Genomic DNA, 21,432 nt, shown 5'->3' on the forward strand with positions numbered 1-21,432 from the left:
CGTGGTTAGTGCACTTGGGTTCGGGCTTGGGATGACCGTCGAATGGTTTTAAGCGAACAGTTACGAGCGTCAATAGGGGCACAGGACTGCCGTGATGGGCAGACATGCGAATGAAATTGGCACCTACCGCGCTCCTGTAGAGCGCTACCAGCTATAAAAAAAGGAGCACTACCGCCTAGCCATCGCTGCAGCGCCCGCACCGGCAAGGCGCAACTTGCGGTCATGCGTCTAGGCAGGCGTTCAGACCTTCAGGCGGTCGAGGCGGCCGCAGGAGCCACGCCCACCGCAGCGCCGCGCTCTGCGTCACGCTCATCCAGCCAGCCCTGGCGCAGCTCGGGCACCGACCGTGCCAGCAGCTCGAAGTACGGGTGGTGCGGCCCGCTGTCGAAGTTGGCACGGGCCAGCTGATCGAGCTTGCGGCCGTGCTGCATGACGATGATCTCGTCGCACACCGCACGCACGGTGTGCAGGTCGTGGCTGATGAACAAATAGGACACGCCCAACTCGCGCCGCAGGTCCGCCATCAGGTCCAGCACGGCAGCCCCCACCACCGTGTCCAGCGCCGACGTCACCTCGTCGCACAGGATCAGGTCCGGTTCTGCGGCCAGGGCGCGCGCCAGATTCACCCGCTGCTTTTGCCCGCCCGACAGCCCGCCGGGCAAGCGCTGCGCCACCGCGTGCGGCAGGCGCACCAGGTCGAGCAGTTCATGGATGCGGCGCTGCAACGCGTCGCCCTGCAGGCCTTTGTAGAACTGCAGGGGGCGTGCCAGGATGCGCTCGATGGTTTGCGATGGGTTCAGCGCCGTGTCGGCCATCTGGAACACGATCTGGATGCGGCGCAGCTCGTCCCTGGTGCGGTGGCGCAGCTCGGGCTGCAGCTCGCGGTGGTGGAACAGCACGCTGCCCTTGCACGGCGCCACCAACCCCGCGATGGCGCGGGCCAGCGTGGTCTTGCCCGACCCGGACTCGCCGATCACGCCGATGGCCTGGCCCCGATGCAGCTTGAAGCTGATGTCCTCAAGAATCAGCGTGGCAGGCTGGCCCTGCGCATCCGTGGCACCGTAACCGGCAGAAAGGTTGCGCACTTCCAGCAGCAGTTCACCCTCGCCCTTGCAATGCCCGGCCACGCGTGGTGTGGGGAGTGCCGCCGCCAGCAAGCTTTGCGTGTAGCAGTGCGTGGGCGCCTGCAGGATGTGCGCGGTGGTGTTGATCTCCTGCGTCTGCCCGCCGCGCAGCACCAGGATGTGGTCAGCCATCTGCGCGACCACGGCCAGGTCGTGGCTCACGTACACCGCGGTGGTCCGCCGCTCCCGCACCACGCGGCGAAACGCGCGCAGCACCTCGATCTGGGTGGTCACATCCAGCGCCGTGGTGGGCTCGTCGAGGATGACCACGTCGGGGTCGGTGATCAGCGCCATGGCCGCCATCAGGCGCTGCAGCTGCCCGCCCGACACCTGGTGCGGATAGCGCTGGCCTATGGTTTCAGGGTTTGGCAGGGCCAGTTCGGCGAACAGCTGCACCGCCTTGGCTTCGGCCTCGGCACGGGGCATGGTGCCGTGGATGCGCGTGGGCTCCACCACCTGGTCCAGAATGGTGCGCGACGGGTTGAACGACGCCGCTGCGCTCTGCGCGATGTACGACACCGTGCGCCCGCGCAGCGCCCGCTGGCCTGCGGGCGACAGGTTGAGCACATCGGTGTCGCCGATGTGCACACTGCCCCCTGCGATGGTGCAGCCGTAGCGGGCAAAGCCCATCAGTGCCAGCGCCGTCGTGGTCTTGCCCGAGCCCGACTCGCCGATCAGCGCCAGCACTTCGCCGGGCTCGATGGCAAAGCTGAGGCGGTCCACCAGCGTCTGCCCGCCGGCGGTGATGTGCAGGTCCTTGACCACCACAGAAGCGCCCATGTCAGCACCTTCCCCGCGCACGGGCAGACCGGCCCGGCAGGTTGTCGATCACCAGGTTGACGGCGATGGTAAGGCTGGCAATGGCGAGTGCCGGTGCGATCACCGAGGCGCCTGCATCGGGCAGGGCGCCGATGTTCTCCCGCACCAGCGAGCCCCAGTCTGCAGCAGGCGGCTGAATGCCCAGCCCCAGAAAGCTCAGGCTGGCCAGAAGCAACACCACGTAGACGAAGCGCAGGCCCAAGTCGGCCAGCATGGGGCCCAGGATGTTGGGCAGTATCTCGCGCAGCATGATGTACAGCGTGCTCTCGCCCCGGGTGCGGGCCACCGTCACGTAGTCGAGCTCGTTGATGTTGACGGCCAGAGACCGGGCGATGCGGTAGGCGCCCGGCACGTAGATGAGTGCCGCCGTGAACACCAGCATGCCCACCGAAGAGCCAAACCCCGCCACCAGCACCAGCGCAAACATCTTGCTGGGGATGGACGTGAGCGTATCGAGCAGCCGGCTCAGTACGCTGTCCACCACCGTACCGCTAGCGGCGGCCAGCAGGGCCAGCACCGTCCCTGTGGCGCTGGCCACCAGCGTGGCGACCAGTGCCACGCCCACGGTGTAGCGGGCCCCCTGCACCACCCGCACCAGCATGTCGCGGCCCAGATAGTCGGTGCCCAGCCAGTGGGTGGCATTGATGGGGCCATAGACGACCGATGCCTGCAGATCCACCAGGTGGCGCGGCAGCAGCCAGGGCCCTGCCAGCGCCGCCACCAGCCAAAGCAGCAGGACCAGCAGCCCCACACTGCCAGCCCAGCCGAAGCCGGCCAGCCAGTGGCGCGCAGCGCTTCGGCCACGCACGGCATCGGCCGAAGCCGTGCGTGCAGGAGGGCTGGTGTCCATGGTGCGGTCCTCGCTCGGTAGGGGTCAGCGGTGCCGCAGGCGCGGGTTGGCGACGATGCCGCACACGTCGGCCAGCGTGACCAGCACCAGGTAGCCGGTGCAAAAAATCATGGCGCAGGTCTGCACCAGCGGCATGTCGCGCTGGGTCACGCCATCGACCATCAGCTTGGCAATGCCCGGGTAGTTGAAGATGGTTTCGATCACGATCACGCCGCCCAGCAGGTACGACAGCGACAACGCCACCGCGTTGGCGATCGGCCCCACCGCGTTGGGCAGCGCGTGGACCAGCACCATGCGCAAGGGCGACGCCCCCTTGAGCCGCACCATCTCGATGTAGGGCGCCTCCAGCTGGTCGATGACCGCGGCACGGGTCATGCGCATCATCTGCGCCACGATCACGCAGCACAGGCTGAGCACCGGCATGGCAAACGCACGCAGCATCTGGCCCACGGATTCGATATCGCTCACATACGACAGCGCAGGCAGCCAGCGCAGTTGCACCGCGAACACCAGCACGGCCAGCGTGGCCACCAGAAATTCGGGCACGGACACCACCGCCACCGACAGGTTGGACGCAATCCGGTCCAGCCACGACCCACGCCACACTGCCGAGGAGATACCCAGCGCCAATGCGATGGGTACGGAGAAAAGCGCCGTCACCGCCGCCAGCAGCAGTGAATTGGGCAGCCTGCTGGCCACCAGGTCGCCGACCGGCATCTGGGTGGTGGCCGACTGCCCGAGATCGCCGCGCACCACGCCCCACAGCCACCGCAGGTAGCGCGTGGGCGCCGGTACATCGAGGCCCATCTGGGCGCGCAACGCGGCCAGCGCGTCGGGCGTCGCGTCCTGCCCCAGTTGCTCCTGGGCGGCATCGCCCGGCAGCACCGCCGTGATCGCAAACACGATGACCGACACCGCCAGCAGCGAAAGCAACGCAAACAGCAGGCGTTTGGCCAACAGCGAGAGGATCACACGGTTCATGCGAAAGCTGGGGTGACGGTTGCCGGGTCGTGCGCGTCAGGCGTCCAGCCAGACGTGCTCGGCGAAAGAGTAGCCCATCAGCCCGCCCAATGGAATCGGAGACAAACCCTTGAGCTTGCTGGAGTGCCCGTCGATGCTGGCCAGGAACAGGGGAATACCGATACCCGCCTCGCCATGGATCATGGTCTGCATGTCGGCATACATCTGCTTGCGCTTGGCCAGATCGGTCTCGGCCCGTGATGCCAGCAGCAACTGGTCGAACTGGGCGCTCTTCCAGCGGGATTCGTTCCACGCAGCATCGGACTTGAAAAATTGCGTCAGGATCGTGTCGGCGCTCGGCCGGGGGTTGACGTTGCCGAAGCCCACCGGGCTGGTGAGCCAGTGGTTCGACCAGTAGCCGTCGGCGGGCATGCGTTTGATATCCAGGTCGATGCCGGCGCGCTGGGCCGACTGCTGCAGCAACAGCGCGATTTCGACAGAGTACATCGCGGCCGGTGACACCACCACCGGCACCTTGCCCGTCACGCCCGATTTCTGCAAGTGGAACTTGGCCCTGTCCAGGTCGTATGCACGCTGCGGCAGGCCTTTGAAGTGGAACCGGTTGGTGGGGTCGATGGGCTGGTCGTTGCCGAGCACGGCGTAGTCCAGCGCAATCGTCTTCTTCATCTGCTCGCGGTCGAACAGATGCTTCATGCCGAGCACGAAGTCGGGATTCATGCCCGGCCCCACGTCCTTGCGCATGATGAGGTCGGAGTACTGGCCTGACTGGGTGGTGAAGACGGCGTAGCCCGGCGTGCCGCTCACACGCGCCACGGCGCGCGGGTTGATCGAGGCCACCAGGTCCATGCCGCCAGACAGCAGCGCATTCACGCGGGCGCTTTCATCGCCGATACCCACAAACTCGATCTCGTCCAGGTAGGGTTTGCCGGGCTTCCAGTACGCCCCGTTGCGCACCACCAGCGAGCGCACGCCCGGCTTGAATTCCTTGAGCTTGTACGGCCCGGTGCCGATACCGGCATTGAAGTCGGTGGTGCCGTCCTTGACGATGTGAAAGTGGAAGGTTCCCAGGATGACCGGCAGGTCCGAATTGGGCGCCGACAGCACGATGGTGACTTCGTTCGGCCCACTGGCGCGCACCGATTCGATCTGCTCGGCCAGCACCTTGGCTTTGGAGGCCGTGGCCGGGTCTTTGTGGCGCTGGATGGAGAACACCACGTCGGCCGGCGTCAGGGCCTTGCCGTCATGGAACACCACGCCCTTGCGCAGGGTGAACACCCAGGTCTTGGCGTCCTGCGTGGCGAACGACTCCGCCAGCGCAGGCTGGGGGGTGAGCGAGGCATCGAGCACCGTGAGCCCGTTGTAGAGCATGGTCCCACGCGAGTAGTCCGTCTGGTTGGACTGCTTGGCGGGGTCGAGCGTGTCGGTGGCCGCGGCCGTTGCGCCTGCCACGCGGATGCGCCCGCCCCGCTTCGGTGTCTGGGCGTGGGCCGTCATGGCCAGCCCGGCGATGCTGCCGGCCACCGTGGCCTGCATGCCGCAGGCTGCCAGCATGGCCAGCACGTCGCGCCGCGAAGCGCCCCGGCGCAGCGAGTCCATCACACGAAGGCTTTCACGGGAACCGACAAGTTGCTCGAACTGGTGGTGGCTATCGCTCATGGTGCAGCTCCTGGTTGAAAAGCAAGTGGGTGGAAATCGTTGGAGGGAAAGACAGACTGGCGAACTGATGACGCTGGGACTTCAGGGGTTCAGGCTTCTGGCCTCAGGCCAGCCGGTCCTTGAGCCGGTAGTACAGGCCCACGGCTGGCAGGAACCACGGCGGGCCGAAGTGCCCTGCAATGGCTGGCCACGCCCTGCCGCCCCATGGGTTGGCACTGGCATTGCCAGCCATCACGGCCGCCATGCACTGACCCATGTGCACGGACATCTGGGTGCCATGACCGCTGTAGCCCATGGAATAGAACAGGCCATCGCGCTCGCCAGCGTGGGGCAGGCGGTCCTGCGTCATGTCCACCAGGCCGCCCCAGCAGTAGTCGAGCCGCACCGGGCCAAGCCTTGGGAAAATCTCGCTCAGGCCAGCCCGCAGGATCTCGCCACTGGCGGCATCCGACTGGGGACTGGAAATGGCAAAACGGGCACGTCCGCCAAAGACCAGCCGATGGTCGGCCGTGAGCCGAAAGTAATGGTGGATGTTGGCGATGGTGGTGTACGTCCTGCGGGCCGCCAGCAGGGCGCTGGCCCGGTCTTCGCCCAGCGGCTCCGTCACCACGATGAAGCTGCCGATGGGAACGATGCGCCGCCGCAACCAGCCAAAGCTGCCATAACCACCATGGCGCGACGCACCGGTTGCCAGAAGCACCTGGTCGGCCTTGACGACCCCATGCGCTGTGTGCAGCTTGTGCGTGCGCCCCTGCACCCGCTCCAGTCGGTCGACGCGGGCTCCAGTGTAGATCTCGGCACCCTTGCGCTGTGCAGCACGCGCCAGCCCCAGCGCAAACCGTCCCATGTGCATCTGCGCGCTGCGTTTGTACAGCAGGCCGCCATGAAAGCGGTCGCTCTGCACCTCGTCGCGTACGCGGGCGGCCGTGAGCACGTCCACATCGGTGTCGACGCCGTCTGCCACCAGCCGCTCTGCGCTGCGGTGCAGCGCCTCCATCTGCTGGGGCCGCGTTGCGAGCTTGAGCTTGCCGTGGCGCAAAAAGTCGCAGTCGATCGATTCCTCGCGCACCAGGCGGGCCACGGTGTCCACCGCATCGTCGTAGGCGTGGTACCAGGCCCGGGCCTGCTGCACGCCCACCCGCGCAGCCACGTCGGCATAGTCCACGGCCAGACCGTTGTTGACATGCCCTCCGTTGCGCCCCGATGCCTCAGGGGCCACGGTGGGCCCCGCTTCGAGCACGGCCACCGTGGCTCCATTGCGGGCCAGCTCCAGCGCTGCGGACAGGCCCGTGAACCCCGCCCCGACGATTGCCACGTCCACCTTGGCAGGCAGGCTGCGCCGTGCCTCGGCAGGCCATACCGGCAAAGCATCGTTCCAGTACGAGTCGAGCTTCATATCAGGCAGTGAGCATCAGCGACCAACGGCATGCGGCATCAAACACGGGTCAGAGGCCGACCACGCCCGCAAGACCGCCGATATCCTGGATCTCGGTATAGCGGTACGCAGGGTTGCCAGGGCCGTGCCCGCGGTTCACGAACACCTTGTTGACGATGCCGATGTCGTCGGCGGACATGAGGTCATAGCGCAGGCTGGACGAGACATGCAGGACGTCTTCCGGATTGCAGCCCAGCGAATCGAGCATGTATTCGAACGGTTTGAGGCGCGGCTTGTAGGCCTGGGCTTGCTGGGCCGTGTACACCCGGTGGAAAGGCGCACCCAGCATGGCGACGTTTTTCTGGATCTGATCGTCCGAAGCGTTCGAGAGGATCACCAGCGGAATCTCCTTGGCCACCCTGGCCAAGCCTGCGGGCACATCGGCATGGGGGTCCCAGGTCGGGACGGCGTCGTAGTACTTTTGCCCGTCGGTGTCGAAATACTGAATCTTCCACTTCTTGCACAACCGGCGCACCGCATTCTTGAGGACCACCTCGTAGGGCTGCCAATCACCCAGCACTTCGTCGAAGCGGTAGGCGGAGAAGTCAGCGATGAACTGGTCCATGCGCTCGGCCGGAACGCGGTCGGCGAACAGTTCACGCGTCATCTCCCCCATGCGAAAGCGCGTGAGCGTGCCGTAGCAGTCGAAAGTCACGTACTTGGGACGGAAAGTCATGGTTTCGAATCCTTGGGTTGTGCCGTCACGGGCCGGCGCGGGCCGCCTGCCTTACGCAGCATTTGCGACGGTGTCATGACCAAATGGTTGAAGGCCATTGAAGCACGCTGCTTGGCCGAGTTCATAGGGAAATACGGGGCGAGACACGGGCAATCTGCGTTTTGCAGCACGACCGCAGCATGCAATGCTGTCTGCACCGACGCAGTGCATACCTGCACCTCTGCAACCCTTGCAGACACGGTTATTGCGCCGCAGCAAAATCTATCAACACGCTTTTGAAGCGCAGGTTGGCCTCCACGGCCTGCCGCCCCAGATCCTTGCCGAGACCGGACTGGTGATAGCCCCCGGTGGGAATGACGAAGTCGGCGCTGCGTCCATAGCGGTTGATCCAGACCGTGCCAGCAGAGATGCTGCGCATGGCGCGCAGGGCGCGGCCGATGTCCGCCGTGTGCACCCCCGCGGCCAGTCCGTAGTGCTCGTGGGCAGCCAGCGCGAGGCCCTCTTCTTCGTCGTCGAAGGTCTGCACGGTGAGTACCGGACCAAAAATTTCCTCTTGCACGGCCGGGTTCTCCCCTGCCACGCCGTCGATCAGCGTCGGCTGGAAGAACGCGCCGCCGGGCCCGCCGTCAAATAGACCGCCACCGCAACGCACCCGCCCACCTGCATCGCGTGATCGCTCCACGATGTCGAGAATGCGGGCCGCCTGCGGCGACGAGATGATGGGCGAGAGCGTGGCCTCGGCATCCCAGGTGGCACCTGGGCGCAGCGCAGCAAATCTTGCCGCAATGCGCTCCACCAGGCGTTCACCGATGCCGCGCTGCACGATCAGCCGTGAGCCAGCCACGCAGACCTGGCCCGCATTGCCCGTGATGGCGCCCGCAATGATGCCGGCCAGCCGGTCGATGTCTGGCGCATCGTCGAACACCAACTGCGGGCTTTTGCCGCCCAGCTCCAGCGTCACCGGCTTCGGGCCCTGCAAGGCACAGGTGGCCATGATCGCCGCGCCCGTGCGGGTCGAGCCGGTAAAGGTCATCTTGGAGACCAGCGGGTGGCGCGTCAGCGCATCACCCGTGGTGCGCCCATCGCCCTGCACCACGTTGAAAAGCCCCGGCGGTATACCCGCCTGCACCGCCAGCTGCGCCAGGCGCACGGCAGAAAAAGGCGTCAGTTCCGAGGGCTTGAGCACCACAGCATTGCCTGCGGCCAGTGCGGCCCCCACCTTCCAGGACACCATCACCAGCGGAAAATTCCACGGAGTGATCGCACCCACCACGCCGTAGGGCTCGGCCACCACCATGCCCAGATGATCGTGCCGCGTGGCGGCCACTTCGCCGCCCAGCTTGTCGGCATATTCTGCAAAGAACCTCAGCCCTTCAGCCGTGAAAGGCACGTCCCACGCCGCAGCATCGCGCATTGGTCGCGTGGAGCACACGGCTTCGAGGGGCGCCAGAGTTGGTGCGTCTGCCTCCACAAGGTCCGCCCAGCGCCGCAACACACGGGCTCGGTCCCGGGGAGCGCGGCGTGCCCAGTCTGACTGGCGCCATGCCCGCCAAGCATTTTGTACCGCAAAGTCCACGGTCCCTGCATCGGCCAGGGGCAAATCGGCGTGCAACTGGCCATCCGAAGGGCGCAGAACGGGCATGCGGAGGGTGCCAGGAACGAGCTGCCCCCCAATGAAATGACCCGAAGGTACAGCGACGGCGTTGGGGTCGAACACGGACATGGGGCAGTGTGCGGGGTAAACGCAGAAAAGATGGACAAGCGTCCGATGCTAGGCAGTAAGCCCCAGCATATGTGCCTGTAAGCAGTCACTGTTCCGCAGCGAATATCAAAACGCGGGCACTCCACAGATGATGCTTGCAAGTTGCGTCCAGCCCTCTCATTGGCGCTGGTGCGCAGAGGCGATGTCGTCCAATATGAGCGCCAATTTCCATTGACATGAGGTTGATTTTCATGCCCCCCACGCATCCCGCTCCCTTGCCGCCCGGCACTTTCATTGCCGACGACGGCGTTGTGCTGCGCGCCATGACGTCGGAAGACCTGCCCCAAGCGCACGCCCTGTCGGCCGAACTGCGCTGGCCCCACCGTCCTGCAGACTGGGAGCAGGTGTTTGCACACGCCGAGGGACTGGTGGCCGAACGTGACGGGCAGGTCGTCGGCACGGCCCAGCGGTGGCTGTGGGGACCGGACCACGCCACCATCGGCTTGGTGATCGTGTCCCCAGCTTGCCAGGGCCGCCGCATCGGCCATCGCCTCATGACGGCCCTGCTGGACGGCCTGCAAGGCCGCACTGTGCTGTTGCACGCTACCACGGAGGGGCGTGGCCTGTATGAGCGCCTTGGCTTTGTGCGTTCCGGCGAGGTGCGCCAGCACCAGGGGATGGCGGTGTCGACGCCGCTCATCGCCCTGGCACGAGGCTGTCGCCTGCGGCCAGCCGGGCTGAATGAAGCCCAGGCATTGCACAACCTGGACGCGCAGGCGCGCGGCATGCCGCGTCCCGCCTTGATCGATGACCTGCTGAACCAGTCCGAAGCCTGCGTGGTGCTGGACTGTGACGGCGAGCAACTCGGTTTTGCTCTGCTGCGCAGATTTGGCCGCGGTCATGCCATCGGGCCGGTGATCGCCCCAGATGTTCAAGGCGCCAAGGCGCTGATCGCCCACCTCGCAGGCATGAATGCCGGCCGCTTCACCCGCATCGACATCGATTTCGACAGCGGCATGACCGAGTGGCTTGAAAGCATCGGGCTGCCGCGGGTCGACGCACCCACCACCATGGTGCGCGGCGCGCCGCTTCAGAGTCCTGCCGAAGGTCCCAGGTTGTTTGCAATCGCTACCCAGGCGGTGGGCTGAGCGAGCGGACCGCGACGTCCTTGCATTTGCACTCGCCCCTGTACCTGCCTAGAGCAAACGCAACGCAACGCCAACTCTTAGCAGCATGACTTCGCCCGCACCCAAATCCCCACCCACATTCCTGTATAAAGCCGACCCCGTTCGCGGCAGGCAGTGGGCCGAGGTGTTTCGCGAACAGGCTCCAGAGATCGACTTTCGCATCTGGCCCGACGTCGGCGACCCTGACGCCGTGCGCTTCATGGCTGCGTGGGAGCCGCCGGAGCAGATCGGCGAATTGTTCCCCCACCTGCAGGTGCTGTTTTCGTCAGGCGCCGGCGTGGATCAGTTCGATCTGCATGCCCTGCCCGCCCATCTGCCGGTAGTCCGCATGGTCGAGCCCGGCATTGTGCAAGGAATGGTCGAGTACGTGACGCACGCTGTGCTCGACCTGCACCGCGACATGCCGCAGTACCGGCGCCAGCAGTTGCGTGGCGAGTGGCGCCCGCTGCCGGTGCGCCCTGCCAGCCAGCGCCGCGTGGGTGTTCTGGGCCTGGGCTCGTTGGGCCAGGCGGTGCTGATGCAGCTCAAAAGTCTCGGCTTCATCTGCGCGGGCTGGAGCCGCTCCACCCACACAGTGGCGGGGGTGGATTGCTACGCTGGTCCAGATGGCCTGTGCCAATTCCTGCCCCGGCTTGATATTGCCGTGTGCCTGCTGCCGCTGACCGATGCCACCCGGGGCATTCTGAACAGCGAAATGTTCAGCCGACTGCCAAAAGGGGCGTCGCTGGTGCATGTGGGCCGCGGGGCTCAATTGGTCAGCGAGGACCTTCTCGAGGCGCTGGCCAGTGGGCAGATCGCCCAAGCAGTGCTGGATGTGACCGACCCGGAGCCGTTGCCCTACGGTCATGCGCTGTGGCGGCACCCCCATGTGCAGATCACACCCCACATTGCCAGCATGACCCAGCCCCAGAGCGCTGCGGCAGCCGTCATCGACAACTTGCACCGATTCCGTGCAGGCGAGCCAATGACCGGCTTGGTGGACCGGCGCCGAGGCTATTGAAACCATGCAGATAGTGCCCCGGATCCACCGCGTTACCGCCTTTAGTCCATCGGCAGAACTATGTGCCGTCCAAGACCGAACAACCGCAGGCTGCCGCGTGCAAAAGCCTCAAAGAAGCACAACCTTGTCAAGCGCGGGGTGTAACCTTGGCGTCAAGAGCGGTTGCTGGAAAGGCCTCTTGCCATCACCCTTGTCCCTAGCTTTCCACGGATAGCCGCAATGACCCATTCCGAAGCCCTGCCCCAAATTGCAGCCCTGGACGCAATAGATCGCGCCCACCTCATCCACCCTGTGGCACCTTGGCGCACGCACGAACAGCGCGGCCCCACCATCCTGTCGTCGGCCCACGGTGCATGGCTGACCGATGCCAAGGGACACCGCCTGCTCGACGCCTTTGCGGGCCTGTGGTGCGTGAACGTGGGCTACGGCCAGGAGAGCGTGGTCCAGGCCGCGGCAGAGCAAATGCGCCGCCTGCCTTACGCCACGGGCTACTTTCACTTCAGCAGCGAGCCCGCCATCCGCCTGGCCGAAAAACTCGTTCAAATTACGCCTGCGCCGCTCCAGCACGTGTACTTCACGCTCGGTGGCTCCGACTCCATCGACGCCGCGGTGCGATTCATCGTGCAGTACTGCAACGCCATCGGCAAACCTGGCAAGAAGCATTTCATTGCGCTGGAGCGGGGCTACCACGGCTCGTCATCTACCGGCGCTGGCCTGACCGCACTGCCCGTGTTCCACCGGGGGTTCGACCTGCCCTTGCCCACGCAGCACTACATTCCATCGCCCAACCCTTACCGCGCGCCTGATCCGCAAGACGGGGCCACCATCATCGCCGCATCGGTGACTGCACTGCGTGCCAAAGTCGACGAGCTGGGGGCGGAGCAGGTCGCAGCATTCTTTTGCGAACCCATCCAGGGTTCGGGCGGCGTCATCGTGCCGCCCAAGGGCTGGCTCAAGGCCATGTGCGACACCGCGCACGAGCTGGGCATCCTTTTTGTGGTGGATGAAGTCATCACCGGCTTCGGCCGCACAGGACCCATGTTCGCGTGCGATGCCGAAGGCGCCGAGCCCGATCTCATGACCGTGGCCAAAGGCCTCACCTCCGGCTACGTGCCCATGGGCGCCACGCTCATGTCCGACGCGGTTTATTCTGCGATTGCCGATGGTGCCCCGGCGGGTGCCTCCATCGGCCATGGCGCCACTTATTCCGCCCACCCCGTCAGCGCTGCGGTGGCACTGGAAGTGCTCCGCCTGTATGAGGCAGGCGGCATCCTGGCCAACGCTCAACGCATGGCCAGCACCTTCGCGAACGGCCTCGACGCGTTGCTGGAACACCCGTTGGTAGGGGATTCGCGTCACCGCGGCCTGCTGGGCGCCTTGGAGCTCGTGAGCAACAAACACACCAAAAGCGGGTTTGCGCCCGCATTGGGACTGCCCGAGCGCATCGCGGCCGCCAGCTACCGCCAGGGCGTTGTCTTCAGAGCGTTCGGCGACAACATCCTGGGTTTCGCGCCGGCACTCACTTACACGCGGGACGATTTCGGCCTGCTGTTCGACCGCGTGCGTGCAACCTTGGACGAAGTGCTGACCGCCCCAGACGTCCGCGCAGCCCTTACAGAATGAACGCTACTGGCAGCCGCCGAGCAAAATCGACGCAATTTCTCCTCGCTTGCAAACCATGATGAACGAAGCCTTCAAGATCGACCGCCTGGACCTGCGCATTCTGGCGCAGTTGCAAAAAAACGGGCGCATGACCAACGTGGACCTGGCGGATGCCGTCGGGCTCTCGCCCAGCCCTTGCCTCATCCGGGTGAAGCGCCTGGAGCAGGCGGGGTACATCGGTGGCTACGGCGCGCATCTGCGACTGGAAAAGCTGGGCGACACGCTCACCGTCTTCACGGAAATCACGCTGGCCGATCATCGCCGCGAAGATTTCACGCGATTCGAAGCAGCGCTGCGCGAAGTCGATGAGGTGCTGGAGTGCCACCTGGTGAGCGGCGGCTACGACTATCTGGTGCGCTTTGTCACCCGGGGCGTCAACCACTACCAGGAGATCATTGAAGAGCTGCTGGAGCGCAATCTTGGTATTGCCAAGTACTTCAGCTACATCGTCATCAAGTCCCCATTCATCAAGACACATTGCCCGATTGAACGGCTGTTTCCCAACCAGCGCTGACGCCACACATTACCGTGATGCCACCCATGCGCGCCCCCGCTCCGCCACAGGCCGCCCGCTTCGTGCGGCTGGCCGAAACGGACCGCCCCTCGGTCTACATCACCATCGACGGCGCCACCTGCATGGCGCTTGCTGGCGACACCCTGCTGGTTGCGTTGATGTGCCACGGCCGACGGGTGCGCGACAGTGAATTTGGTGATGGGCCGCGCGCGGGTTTTTGCCTGATGGGCGCCTGCCAGGATTGCTGGGTGTGGCAGTCCACCGGAGAGCGGCTGCGCGCGTGCTCGACGCCAGTGCAGGCTGGCATGGAAGTGCTGACCCGCCCACCAGCCGGGCACTGGCCGATGACGCAGGACCTGCGGGAATCGCTGACACAGCACGGCGCAGCAGTTCCCGTCTTGCATATCCATGCCCACATGGTTGCGGCTACGGATGCAGATGCAGATGCAGATGCAAATGTAGGCCTTCGAGCCGGTGCCGCATCCCCGCCGACCAAAGGCGCCGCATGAGCACGCCCACAGCACCTTCCGCGCCGACCACCGATACAGCGCCGGGCACCGCGCCGCGCATCGTCATCGTCGGTGCCGGCCCTGCGGGCGTGCGCGCTGCACAGGCCGTCGTGCAAGCAGGCCTGCGCCCCACCCTGGTCGACGAAGGCCGTCTCGACGGCGGCCAGATCTACCGCCGCCAGCCAGAAGGTTTCAAACGCCCCTACGCCAAGCTGTATGGCGCGGAAGCATCCAAGGCCGAGTCTCTGCACCGCGACTTTGCGGCCCTTCGCGACCATGTCGACTACAGGCCTGACACCCTGGCGTGGAACGTGACCGCAGGCGAGTTGCATGTGGTGCGAGCGGGCGATACCGCGACCCTGCCGTACGACGCACTGCTGGTGTGCTCTGGCGCCACCGACCGACTGATGCCGGTGCCCGGTTGGCAGCACGCGGGCTGCTACAGCCTGGGCGCCGCCCAGATCGCGCTGAAGGCACAGGCATGTGCCATTGGCTCGCAGGTGGTGTTCATGGGCAGCGGGCCCCTCTTGTATCTGGTGGCATCTCAGTACGTGCAGGCCGGAGCGCGTGTGACCGCAGTGCTGGACACTGGACCAGCGATGAAGTCATGGAAGGCGCTGTGCGGGCTGCTCGCGCGGCCGCGGCTGGCACTGCGCGGCCTGTCACTCATTCGCAGCCTGCGTGCAGCGGGTGTGCCGGTGCTGCAGGGTGTGACCCCGGTGGCCATCGAAGGCGACGACACTCAGGGCGTGCGTGCAGTGACCGTACGGCCGTCACACGGGGCGGACCGCCGGTTCGAATGCGATGCCGTCGGCATGGGCTGGCATCTGCGCGCCGAGACTCAGCTGGCCGACATGGCGCGGTGCGATTTCTACTTCGAGCCGGTCACACGGCAATGGCTGCCCCGCATCGATTCCGATGGTCGGAGTAGCACTGCGGGGGTGTACCTGGCAGGCGACGGCACGCGCATTTTGGGCGCAGATGGTGCCGAAGCCGCGGGCAGGCTGGCGGCACTGGCGGCGCTGTCGGACCTGAAGCACGCTGCGGGGACTGCCGTGCACACTCGCGAGGCCCCCGCGCTGCGCAGTGAACTGGCGCGCATGGACCGTTTCCGCCAAGGGCTGGGCCACGCGTTTCCCTGGCCCCACGCGCATGCCGCAGTTCTGCCCGACACGGCTGTGGTGTGCAGGTGCGAATCGGTCACGGCGGGTGAGCTGCGGCGCTGCGTGACCGAGCTGGACAGCCGCGAGGTCAACCGCGCCAAGGCCTTCAGCCGCGTGGGCATGGGCCGTTGCCAAGGCCGTTTTTGCGGACACGCCGCGGCAGAGATCGTGGCGCACACCTGCAGCATTCCGATTGAACAAGTGGGCCGACTGCGCTCGCAGGCGCCGGTCAAACCGCTCATGATGAACACGCGCGAGGTGCAGGCATGAGTGCGTCCCGCACCGGCGCGCACGGCACTGACGTGCTGGTGCTGGGCGGTGGCCTGATGGGCACCACCACAGCCTTTTTTCTGCGCCAGCACGGCCTGTCGGTCACGCTGCTGGAGCGCGAACTGGTGGGCCGCCAAGCCAGCGGGACCAATTTTGGCAATGTGCGCCGCCAGGGGCGCGAACTGCACCAGATGCCATTGGCCCACCGCGCCCGCGCCGTGTGGGGCCGCATCCGCGAACTGCTGGGCGAGGACGCTGAGTTCGTACCTTACGGCCACCTGCGCGTGTGCTACACCGAAAAGCAGGCCGCCGTGATCGAGCAACATGCGCTCGATGTGAAGCCCCTGGGTCTTCACCTGCAGCTTTTTACCGCTGCGCAGCTGCGCCAACGCTGGGGCATCTTCGCGCCAGGAGTGGTGGCAGGCTCCTACTCTCCCGAAGACGGCCACGCAAACCCACGGCTCGCAGGTCCTGCGTTCGCACGCGCGGCGCAGCGAGCGGGCGCCCGGATCATCGAACATGCGGACGTGCTGCAGGTCGAGCACGACGGCAAGGGATTTACCGCCCACACGGCGGACGGGAGGCGCTTTCAGGCACCACAGATGCTGGTGGCATGCGGCGCGTGGTCCAACCGCATGGCAGAGCAGTTTGGCGAAGGTGTGCCGCTGGAGGCCCGCGGCCCGCAGATGGGCGTGACAGAGCCTCTGCCTTACGCCCTGGGGCCGTCCATCGGACTGTCCTCGCCTGTCGAGCACGAGGGGATGTACTTTCGGCAGATTGCGCGCGGCAACATCGTGTTTGGCGGCGGCCTCAAGGGCCCTGCCCACGCCGACCATGTGCGGGCTTACGTCAAGCCTGACAACGTGCTCAGGCAACTGCGCGAGTTGCGCCGCTTTGTGCCGGCGTTCGACAACGTGCAGCTCATTCGCGTGTGGAGCGGCATCGAAGGCTATACACCCGACTGGCAGCCCGTCATGGGCCCGAGCGCCAAAGTGCCGGGGCTGCACTATGCCTTCGGCTTCAACGGAGAAGGTTTTGCCATCAGCCCAGGGGTGGGCGAAACCATGGCCGAATTGATCGCTACCGGATGTACCGCCATCCCGATGAAACCGTACGCGATTGAAAGGTTTGCTGCAGGCCAAACGCTGTCGTCTTGAGCGATTGTTCTTGAGCATTCTTGTCGTGAGCTTGATAGGGAGCGGGCCCGGCGCGGTCACAAACCGAACCGTGCCCCTTCCGCAGCCGCCTGCCATCCTTCCCGTGCTGATTGGCGTAGGGGGTGAGTCACGCCACATGCAGCGACCCGGTGCCAAGCAGCCCCTGGCTGCTCCCCACGCAGCTGATCCAGGACCCGTAGAACTTCAATGGCTTCCCGTCCTTGAGTGACCGCCATGGCCCTCATTGACCTTCTCAGACCTTCCATTCGATTTAACGCTTTTTCAACCGCCCAACCCAAGGCCACCCATGACCCGCAACCTCGTCACCTTCAGTTTGAACAACCTCGGCGATCCCCGCGAGTACCGGCCGCCGGCGGATCGCGTGCTCGAAGGAGACATCGTTGTGCGCAACTGGGATATAGACAGTGCCAAGGACGGCGCCGTGCGTGCTGGCGTCTTCGAGTCGACACCGGGGACCAACCGTTCCATCAAGGGCGATACCTGGGAGTTCTGCTACATCCTGTCTGGCGAAGCAGAGATCACCGAAGACGGCCACGCCCCCATCACTTTTCGGGCGGGCGATTGTTTCATCATGAAGCCGGGCTACACCGGCACATGGAAGACGCTGGCGACCGTGCGCAAAGTGTGGGTCGTGGCGTAGACGTAGCGCCAGCCCTGCGCGCACACATAGCCGATTGACTGCGGCCTACCGCAACCGTGGATTGCTTCGCACATCGGCTCAGGCCGGAGTTTTGGGGCATTCACGGTCACCCGCTGTCACTCTGACATCTGCACTCGCAACGCCAAACGTCAAACGTCAAACGTCAAACGTCAAACGTCAAACGTCAAACGGGAAACGGCAAACGGCAAACGGCAAACGTGAATCGCCAATCAACCATCGATTCCCGCCTGTCAGCGCGCATCCGCCGCTGACAAGGCCCTTGCCGCTATCTCACAGAACCAGCGCACCCCCAGCGGCAATGCATCGTCGTTGAAGTCATAGCAGGGGTGGTGCAGTGCACGCTCTCCGTCGGGGCCTGGTTCTGCCTTGCCCTGGCCCAGCCACAGGTAGGCGCCGGACTTGCGCTGCAGCATGAAGGCGAAGTCTTCGGATGTGAACGCGGCGCGCGGTGCCACATGGGCCTGCAGGCCGACGGCGCGCGCTGCGGCAAGCGCCAGTGCAGCCTCTGCTGCGGTATTGATGGTGGCCGGGTAGTAACGCAGGTACTTGACGTCCACCTCGGTGCCGCTGGCCAATGCCACGCCCTGAGCGGTGGCGCGCAGCGCGGCTTCGATGCGGTCTTGTATGGTGGCATCGAAGCTGCGCACGGTGCCGGTGATCTGCACCTCTGCCGGCAACACGTTGTGGCTGTGGCCACCCTCGATGCGGGTAACCGACAACACAGCGGACTCGCCCGGGTCGATGCGCCGGGCCACGATGGTGTTGAGCTGCGCCACCAGTTGACTGGCCGCCAGGATGGCATCGGGCGTGTGGTGTGGCTGGGCCGCATGCCCGCCGCGACCCCGCAAGGTGATGTCGAAACGGTCTGCGGCCGCCATGATGGGCCCGGGACGTGTCTGCACCTGGCCTAGCGGCAGGTCGGGCCAGTTGTGCAAGGCATAGACGCTATCGCAAGGAAACCGCTCGAAGAGCCCGTCGTCGATCATGCGGGCCGCACCGCCCTTGCCTTCTTCGGCAGGCTGAAAGATGAAATGCACCGTGCCCTTCAAACCCAGCGTCTGGTGCGTGCGTGCCAATTGCTGCGCGGCACCCAGCAGCATGCTGGTGTGACCGTCGTGTCCGCAGCCGTGGTGCTTGCCGGGCGACCGGCTGGCATGCGCACGTTGACCCAGTTCCACCATTGGAAGTGCATCCATGTCGGCGCGCAGGCCCACGCTGGGCATGCTTTTGCCGGTGCCACTGTGTTTGCTTTCACCGGGGCCGCAGTGCAGCGTGCCCACTACGCCCGTGCCTCCCACGCTCTCGTGCACTGTGAGTCCGAGCAGCCGCAGAGCGCGGGCCACGATGCCTGCCGTGCGTCGCTCCTCGAAGGCCAGTTCGGGATGCGCATGCAGGTCGTGGCGCAGGGCCACCAGGTCGGGCAACAGGTCAGACACAGGCGCTGCGATGGCGGCGCCTGAGAATGCATGGGGAGCGCTTGCCGCCGCTGCGGCGCTCATTGCCCGGCCTCCATCGCATCGGCCAACTGCGCCGGTGCCAATGTTTCCACCACATCAAACGCCAGTACCCTGAAATCGCGCAAAGCCATGGGTTTCTCCTGTGCTGACTCGTGGCACGCTAAAGAGTTGCGGGTGCAGGCGGCCCGCCGCGCACGCCAAAAAGAGTCAAGCTTATGGGCGAGCGGAGCGGGCTTGATGCGGATCGGATGGCGCTCGTCAGCATTCCATGCGTTTTTGAAACTCAAGCACGCAGATGGTGAAAAACACAGGCGCTCGCAGCAATTGCCCTCAGGCAAGGCCATTTTTCGGACAGGCGAGGCGTCGCGGAGCAGAACGCCAACCCAGCCATCAGCCACCTTAGCCCCCGCCTTCAGAACAAGCTGCCCTGCCCCCGCGTCAGCCCAGGCCTGAACTGCGTCAGATCCAGCTCGACCCTGGCGCGGTTGAGCCCCAGACGCCGGCACGCGCCGGCAAACCGCTGGCGCAGCAGATCCGCCCAGAGTCCGCTGCCCTTCATGCGGGTGGCAAAGTTGCTGTCGTAGCTCTTGCCCGCGCTGCGCTCGGTGGCGTCGATGCTGTGCAGGTCCTGCACCCGGGCCATCACCCGCGCCGCGCGCTGCGGGTAATGCACTTCCAGCCATTCGCGAAAAACGGCGTCCAACTCCCAGGGCAGGCGCAGCACCGTGTAGAACGCGCTCTGCGCGCCGGCATCGCGCGCGGCTTCAAGTACCTGCTCCATGTCCTCAGTGATGAAAGGGATCTGCGGGGCCACGCTCACGCCCACCGGGATGCCTGCATCGGCCAGCGTGCGCAGAGTGCGCAGGCGCCTGTGGGGGGCCGCAGCGCGCGGCTCCATACGGCGGGCCAGCACGGGGTCCAGCGTGGTGATGGTCACGTAAACCGCCGTGAGATGCTGCGCCGCCAACGGGGCGAGCAGGTCCAGGTCACGCTCCACACCACTCGACTTGGTGATCAGCGAGAACGGGTGGCGCGCATCGCGCATGACTTCGATCAGGCTGCGGGTGAGCTTGAGCTCACGCTCGACCGGCTGGTAGCAGTCGGTGGCCGAGCCGATGTTGAGCAGGCGCGGCACATAGCGCGGCTGCGCCAGCTCGTGGCGCAGCACCTCGGCGATGTTCTGCTTGGCCACAATCTGGGTTTCGAAGTCGAGCCCAGGCGAAAAGTTGAGATAGCTGTGCGTAGGCCGCGCATAACAGTACACACAACCGTGTTCGCACCCACGGTACGGATTGACGGACAACTCGAAAAAGATGTCGGGTGAGTCGTTGGCGCAGATAGCGCTGCGCGCGGTCTCCAAGTGCACGGTGGTGGTCAACGCCGGCGCGCCGTCTTCCTCCTCATGCCCCTGCCCTTCGTCACCCTGGCCGGCACGCCCCCAGCCGTCATCTGCCACCTCTCGCACATCGCGTGTGAACCGGTGCGGCATGGCGGTGGCGGCACCACGGCCGCGGATTGCCTGAATGGGTACGCGCACTTCCGCCGGCACCTCGGGCAGATCGGGGTCGAAAGCGGTCTTGGGAGTCATGCCTGTACAAATATACAGTATTTATCCCCCTACACAAATGGCATTCCGAAGAAGCTGCTGCCCTATTCCCTGAAGAGCTTTTCGATCAGCCCACGCATCCATTGATTGCCGGGATCGCTTTCAAACCGCCGGCTCCAGTGCAGCGACACGGTGAAGTCGCGCAGCGGAAACGCAGGCTCGATGAGCGTGTAGCCGCCGTCTGCGGCAAAGGTGCGCGCAATGTTGCGCGGCATGACCACTGCCAGGTCGGTCGCCCGCACGATGGCGGGCAGCACCATGAAGTGCTCGGTGGTCAGCCGCAGCCGGTCTTGCAGCTGCAGCATCTCCAGAATGCGCAGGGTGTCCGAATGCGTGCGCACGCCCACAAACTCCAGTTGCCGCAAATCCTTGAGCAAGGCCGGCCCGCTGCGCTTGCGTGCCGCAAAGGGGTGGCCCGCGCGCAGCAGCACCACGTAGCGGTCCTTGATGAGTTGCACGCGCTGCGTGTCTTTGACCGTGGGCAAGAAGCCAAACGCAAAGTCGATGCGGCCGCTGTCCAGCCGCTGCGCGATCTCGATGCGCGGCACGGGCAGTGTCTCCAGCCGCACACCGGGGGCCTCGCGCCGCAGCGCCACCATCAGGTCCGGCAGAAAGCGGCCTTCGCCGATGTCGCTCATGTGGATGCGGAACACCTTGTGCGAATCGAGCGGGTTGAACAGCGCAGACTCGTTGAGGGCTTCCTCCAGCAAGCCCAGCGCGCTGCGCACCGCATCGGCCAGCCGGTCGGCCTTGGGCGTGGGCTCCACACCGCCGCCCGCGCGCACGAACAGCGGGTCCTTGATCAGCAGGCGCAGGCGTGTCAGCGCCTGGCTGGCCGCAGGCTGCGTCAGGTCCAGCAGCTCGGCGGCGCGGCTGACGTTGCGCGTGCGGTAGACGGCATCGAACAGGCGCAGCAGGTTGAGGTCGATGTCCTTGATATGCATTGAATGAATACCGCTTAGTCACTTCATTGTATTGATGG

At 65.5% G+C, this 21,432-nt stretch carries 18 protein-coding genes and 1 pseudogene; 8 read left to right on the plus strand and 11 right to left on the minus strand.

The window, feature by feature from the left end; genetic code table 11:
• Window positions 1-248 precede the first annotated feature (248 nt).
• The 7 genes from ASF16_RS17775 to ASF16_RS17805 all read right to left on the minus strand — a co-directional run bounded on the left by ASF16_RS17775 (window position 249) and on the right by ASF16_RS17805 (window position 9,264).
• The gene (locus ASF16_RS17775) at window positions 249-1,904 is read right to left on the minus strand and encodes an ABC transporter ATP-binding protein (RefSeq protein WP_056170240.1); all 1,656 of its coding nucleotides are present in this window, start codon (window positions 1,902-1,904) and stop codon (window positions 249-251) included.
• A gap of 1 nt (window position 1,905) precedes the next feature.
• Entirely contained in the window at window positions 1,906-2,793 is an 888-nt protein-coding gene (locus ASF16_RS17780; protein WP_056170242.1) for an ABC transporter permease, read from the minus strand.
• A gap of 24 nt (window positions 2,794-2,817) precedes the next feature.
• Window positions 2,818-3,774, minus strand: coding sequence for an ABC transporter permease (locus ASF16_RS17785; protein ID WP_056170245.1), 957 nt, complete (start codon window positions 3,772-3,774; stop codon window positions 2,818-2,820).
• Between the two features lie 36 nt (window positions 3,775-3,810).
• On the minus strand, window positions 3,811-5,430 hold the full coding sequence (locus ASF16_RS17790; protein ID WP_056170248.1) for an ABC transporter substrate-binding protein: 1,620 nt from the start codon (window positions 5,428-5,430) through the stop codon (window positions 3,811-3,813).
• Between the two features lie 103 nt (window positions 5,431-5,533).
• Complete coding sequence (locus ASF16_RS17795) at window positions 5,534-6,826, minus strand: FAD-binding oxidoreductase (protein WP_056170251.1); 1,293 nt, start codon at window positions 6,824-6,826, stop codon at window positions 5,534-5,536.
• Between the two features lie 49 nt (window positions 6,827-6,875).
• Complete coding sequence (locus tag ASF16_RS17800; RefSeq protein ID WP_056170254.1) at window positions 6,876-7,541, minus strand: haloacid dehalogenase type II; 666 nt, start codon at window positions 7,539-7,541, stop codon at window positions 6,876-6,878.
• A gap of 241 nt (window positions 7,542-7,782) precedes the next feature.
• Window positions 7,783-9,264, minus strand: a complete 1,482-nt coding sequence (locus ASF16_RS17805; RefSeq protein WP_056170257.1) for an aldehyde dehydrogenase — start codon at window positions 9,262-9,264, stop codon at window positions 7,783-7,785.
• Between the two features lie 230 nt (window positions 9,265-9,494).
• Here ASF16_RS17805 and ASF16_RS17810 point away from each other — a divergent pair, with 230 nt between their 5' ends.
• The 8 genes and pseudogenes from ASF16_RS17810 to ASF16_RS17845 all read left to right on the plus strand — a co-directional run bounded on the left by ASF16_RS17810 (window position 9,495) and on the right by ASF16_RS17845 (window position 17,366).
• Window positions 9,495-10,391, plus strand: coding sequence for a GNAT family N-acetyltransferase (locus tag ASF16_RS17810; protein ID WP_056170749.1), 897 nt, complete (start codon window positions 9,495-9,497; stop codon window positions 10,389-10,391).
• Between the two features lie 85 nt (window positions 10,392-10,476).
• The gene (locus ASF16_RS17815; protein WP_056170258.1) at window positions 10,477-11,430 is read left to right on the plus strand and encodes a glyoxylate/hydroxypyruvate reductase A; all 954 of its coding nucleotides are present in this window, start codon (window positions 10,477-10,479) and stop codon (window positions 11,428-11,430) included.
• 219 nt (window positions 11,431-11,649) lie between these two features.
• The gene (locus tag ASF16_RS17820) at window positions 11,650-13,053 is read left to right on the plus strand and encodes an aspartate aminotransferase family protein (protein WP_056170261.1); all 1,404 of its coding nucleotides are present in this window, start codon (window positions 11,650-11,652) and stop codon (window positions 13,051-13,053) included.
• Between the two features lie 58 nt (window positions 13,054-13,111).
• Window positions 13,112-13,606 carry an Lrp/AsnC family transcriptional regulator gene (locus tag ASF16_RS17825; protein ID WP_056170752.1) on the plus strand — a complete coding sequence of 165 codons (495 nt, stop codon included), beginning with the start codon at window positions 13,112-13,114 and terminating at the stop codon, window positions 13,604-13,606.
• Between the two features lie 26 nt (window positions 13,607-13,632).
• Window positions 13,633-13,986, plus strand: a pseudogene (locus tag ASF16_RS17830) ((2Fe-2S)-binding protein); the annotation flags it as partial.
• Window positions 13,987-14,111: 125 nt separating this feature from the next.
• A complete protein-coding gene (locus ASF16_RS17835; protein ID WP_056170264.1) occupies window positions 14,112-15,548 on the plus strand; it encodes an NAD(P)/FAD-dependent oxidoreductase in 1,437 nt (478 codons plus the stop codon).
• Complete coding sequence (locus tag ASF16_RS17840; RefSeq protein ID WP_056170268.1) at window positions 15,545-16,705, plus strand: FAD-binding oxidoreductase; 1,161 nt, start codon at window positions 15,545-15,547, stop codon at window positions 16,703-16,705. Before ASF16_RS17835 ends, ASF16_RS17840 begins: the two co-directional genes overlap by 4 nt.
• A gap of 307 nt (window positions 16,706-17,012) precedes the next feature.
• Window positions 17,013-17,366 (plus strand): cupin domain-containing protein, encoded by a 354-nt coding sequence (locus tag ASF16_RS17845; protein WP_056170272.1) that lies wholly within the window; start codon window positions 17,013-17,015, stop codon window positions 17,364-17,366.
• A 251-nt stretch (window positions 17,367-17,617) separates the two neighbouring features.
• Here ASF16_RS17845 and ASF16_RS17850 read toward each other — a convergent pair whose 3' ends face one another.
• From ASF16_RS17850 to ASF16_RS17860, 4 genes are all read right to left on the minus strand, one after another.
• Window positions 17,618-18,886 carry a M20 aminoacylase family protein gene (locus ASF16_RS17850; protein ID WP_056170276.1) on the minus strand — a complete coding sequence of 423 codons (1,269 nt, stop codon included), beginning with the start codon at window positions 18,884-18,886 and terminating at the stop codon, window positions 17,618-17,620.
• Entirely contained in the window at window positions 18,883-19,131 is a 249-nt protein-coding gene (locus tag ASF16_RS26260; protein WP_156372123.1) for a hypothetical protein, read from the minus strand. The genes ASF16_RS17850 and ASF16_RS26260 overlap by 4 nt, the downstream gene beginning before the upstream one ends.
• 125 nt (window positions 19,132-19,256) lie before the next feature.
• Window positions 19,257-20,432 carry a PA0069 family radical SAM protein gene (locus ASF16_RS17855; RefSeq protein WP_056170279.1) on the minus strand — a complete coding sequence of 392 codons (1,176 nt, stop codon included), beginning with the start codon at window positions 20,430-20,432 and terminating at the stop codon, window positions 19,257-19,259.
• Window positions 20,433-20,494: 62 nt separating this feature from the next.
• Window positions 20,495-21,394, minus strand: coding sequence for a LysR family transcriptional regulator (locus ASF16_RS17860; RefSeq protein ID WP_200926925.1), 900 nt, complete (start codon window positions 21,392-21,394; stop codon window positions 20,495-20,497).
• Between the last annotated feature and the right edge of the window lie 38 nt (window positions 21,395-21,432).

Origin of the sequence: Acidovorax sp. Leaf78, from assembly GCF_001422735.1 — a bacterium.
In the GTDB taxonomy this organism is placed as follows: Bacteria; Pseudomonadota; Gammaproteobacteria; order Burkholderiales; family Burkholderiaceae_C; genus Acidovorax.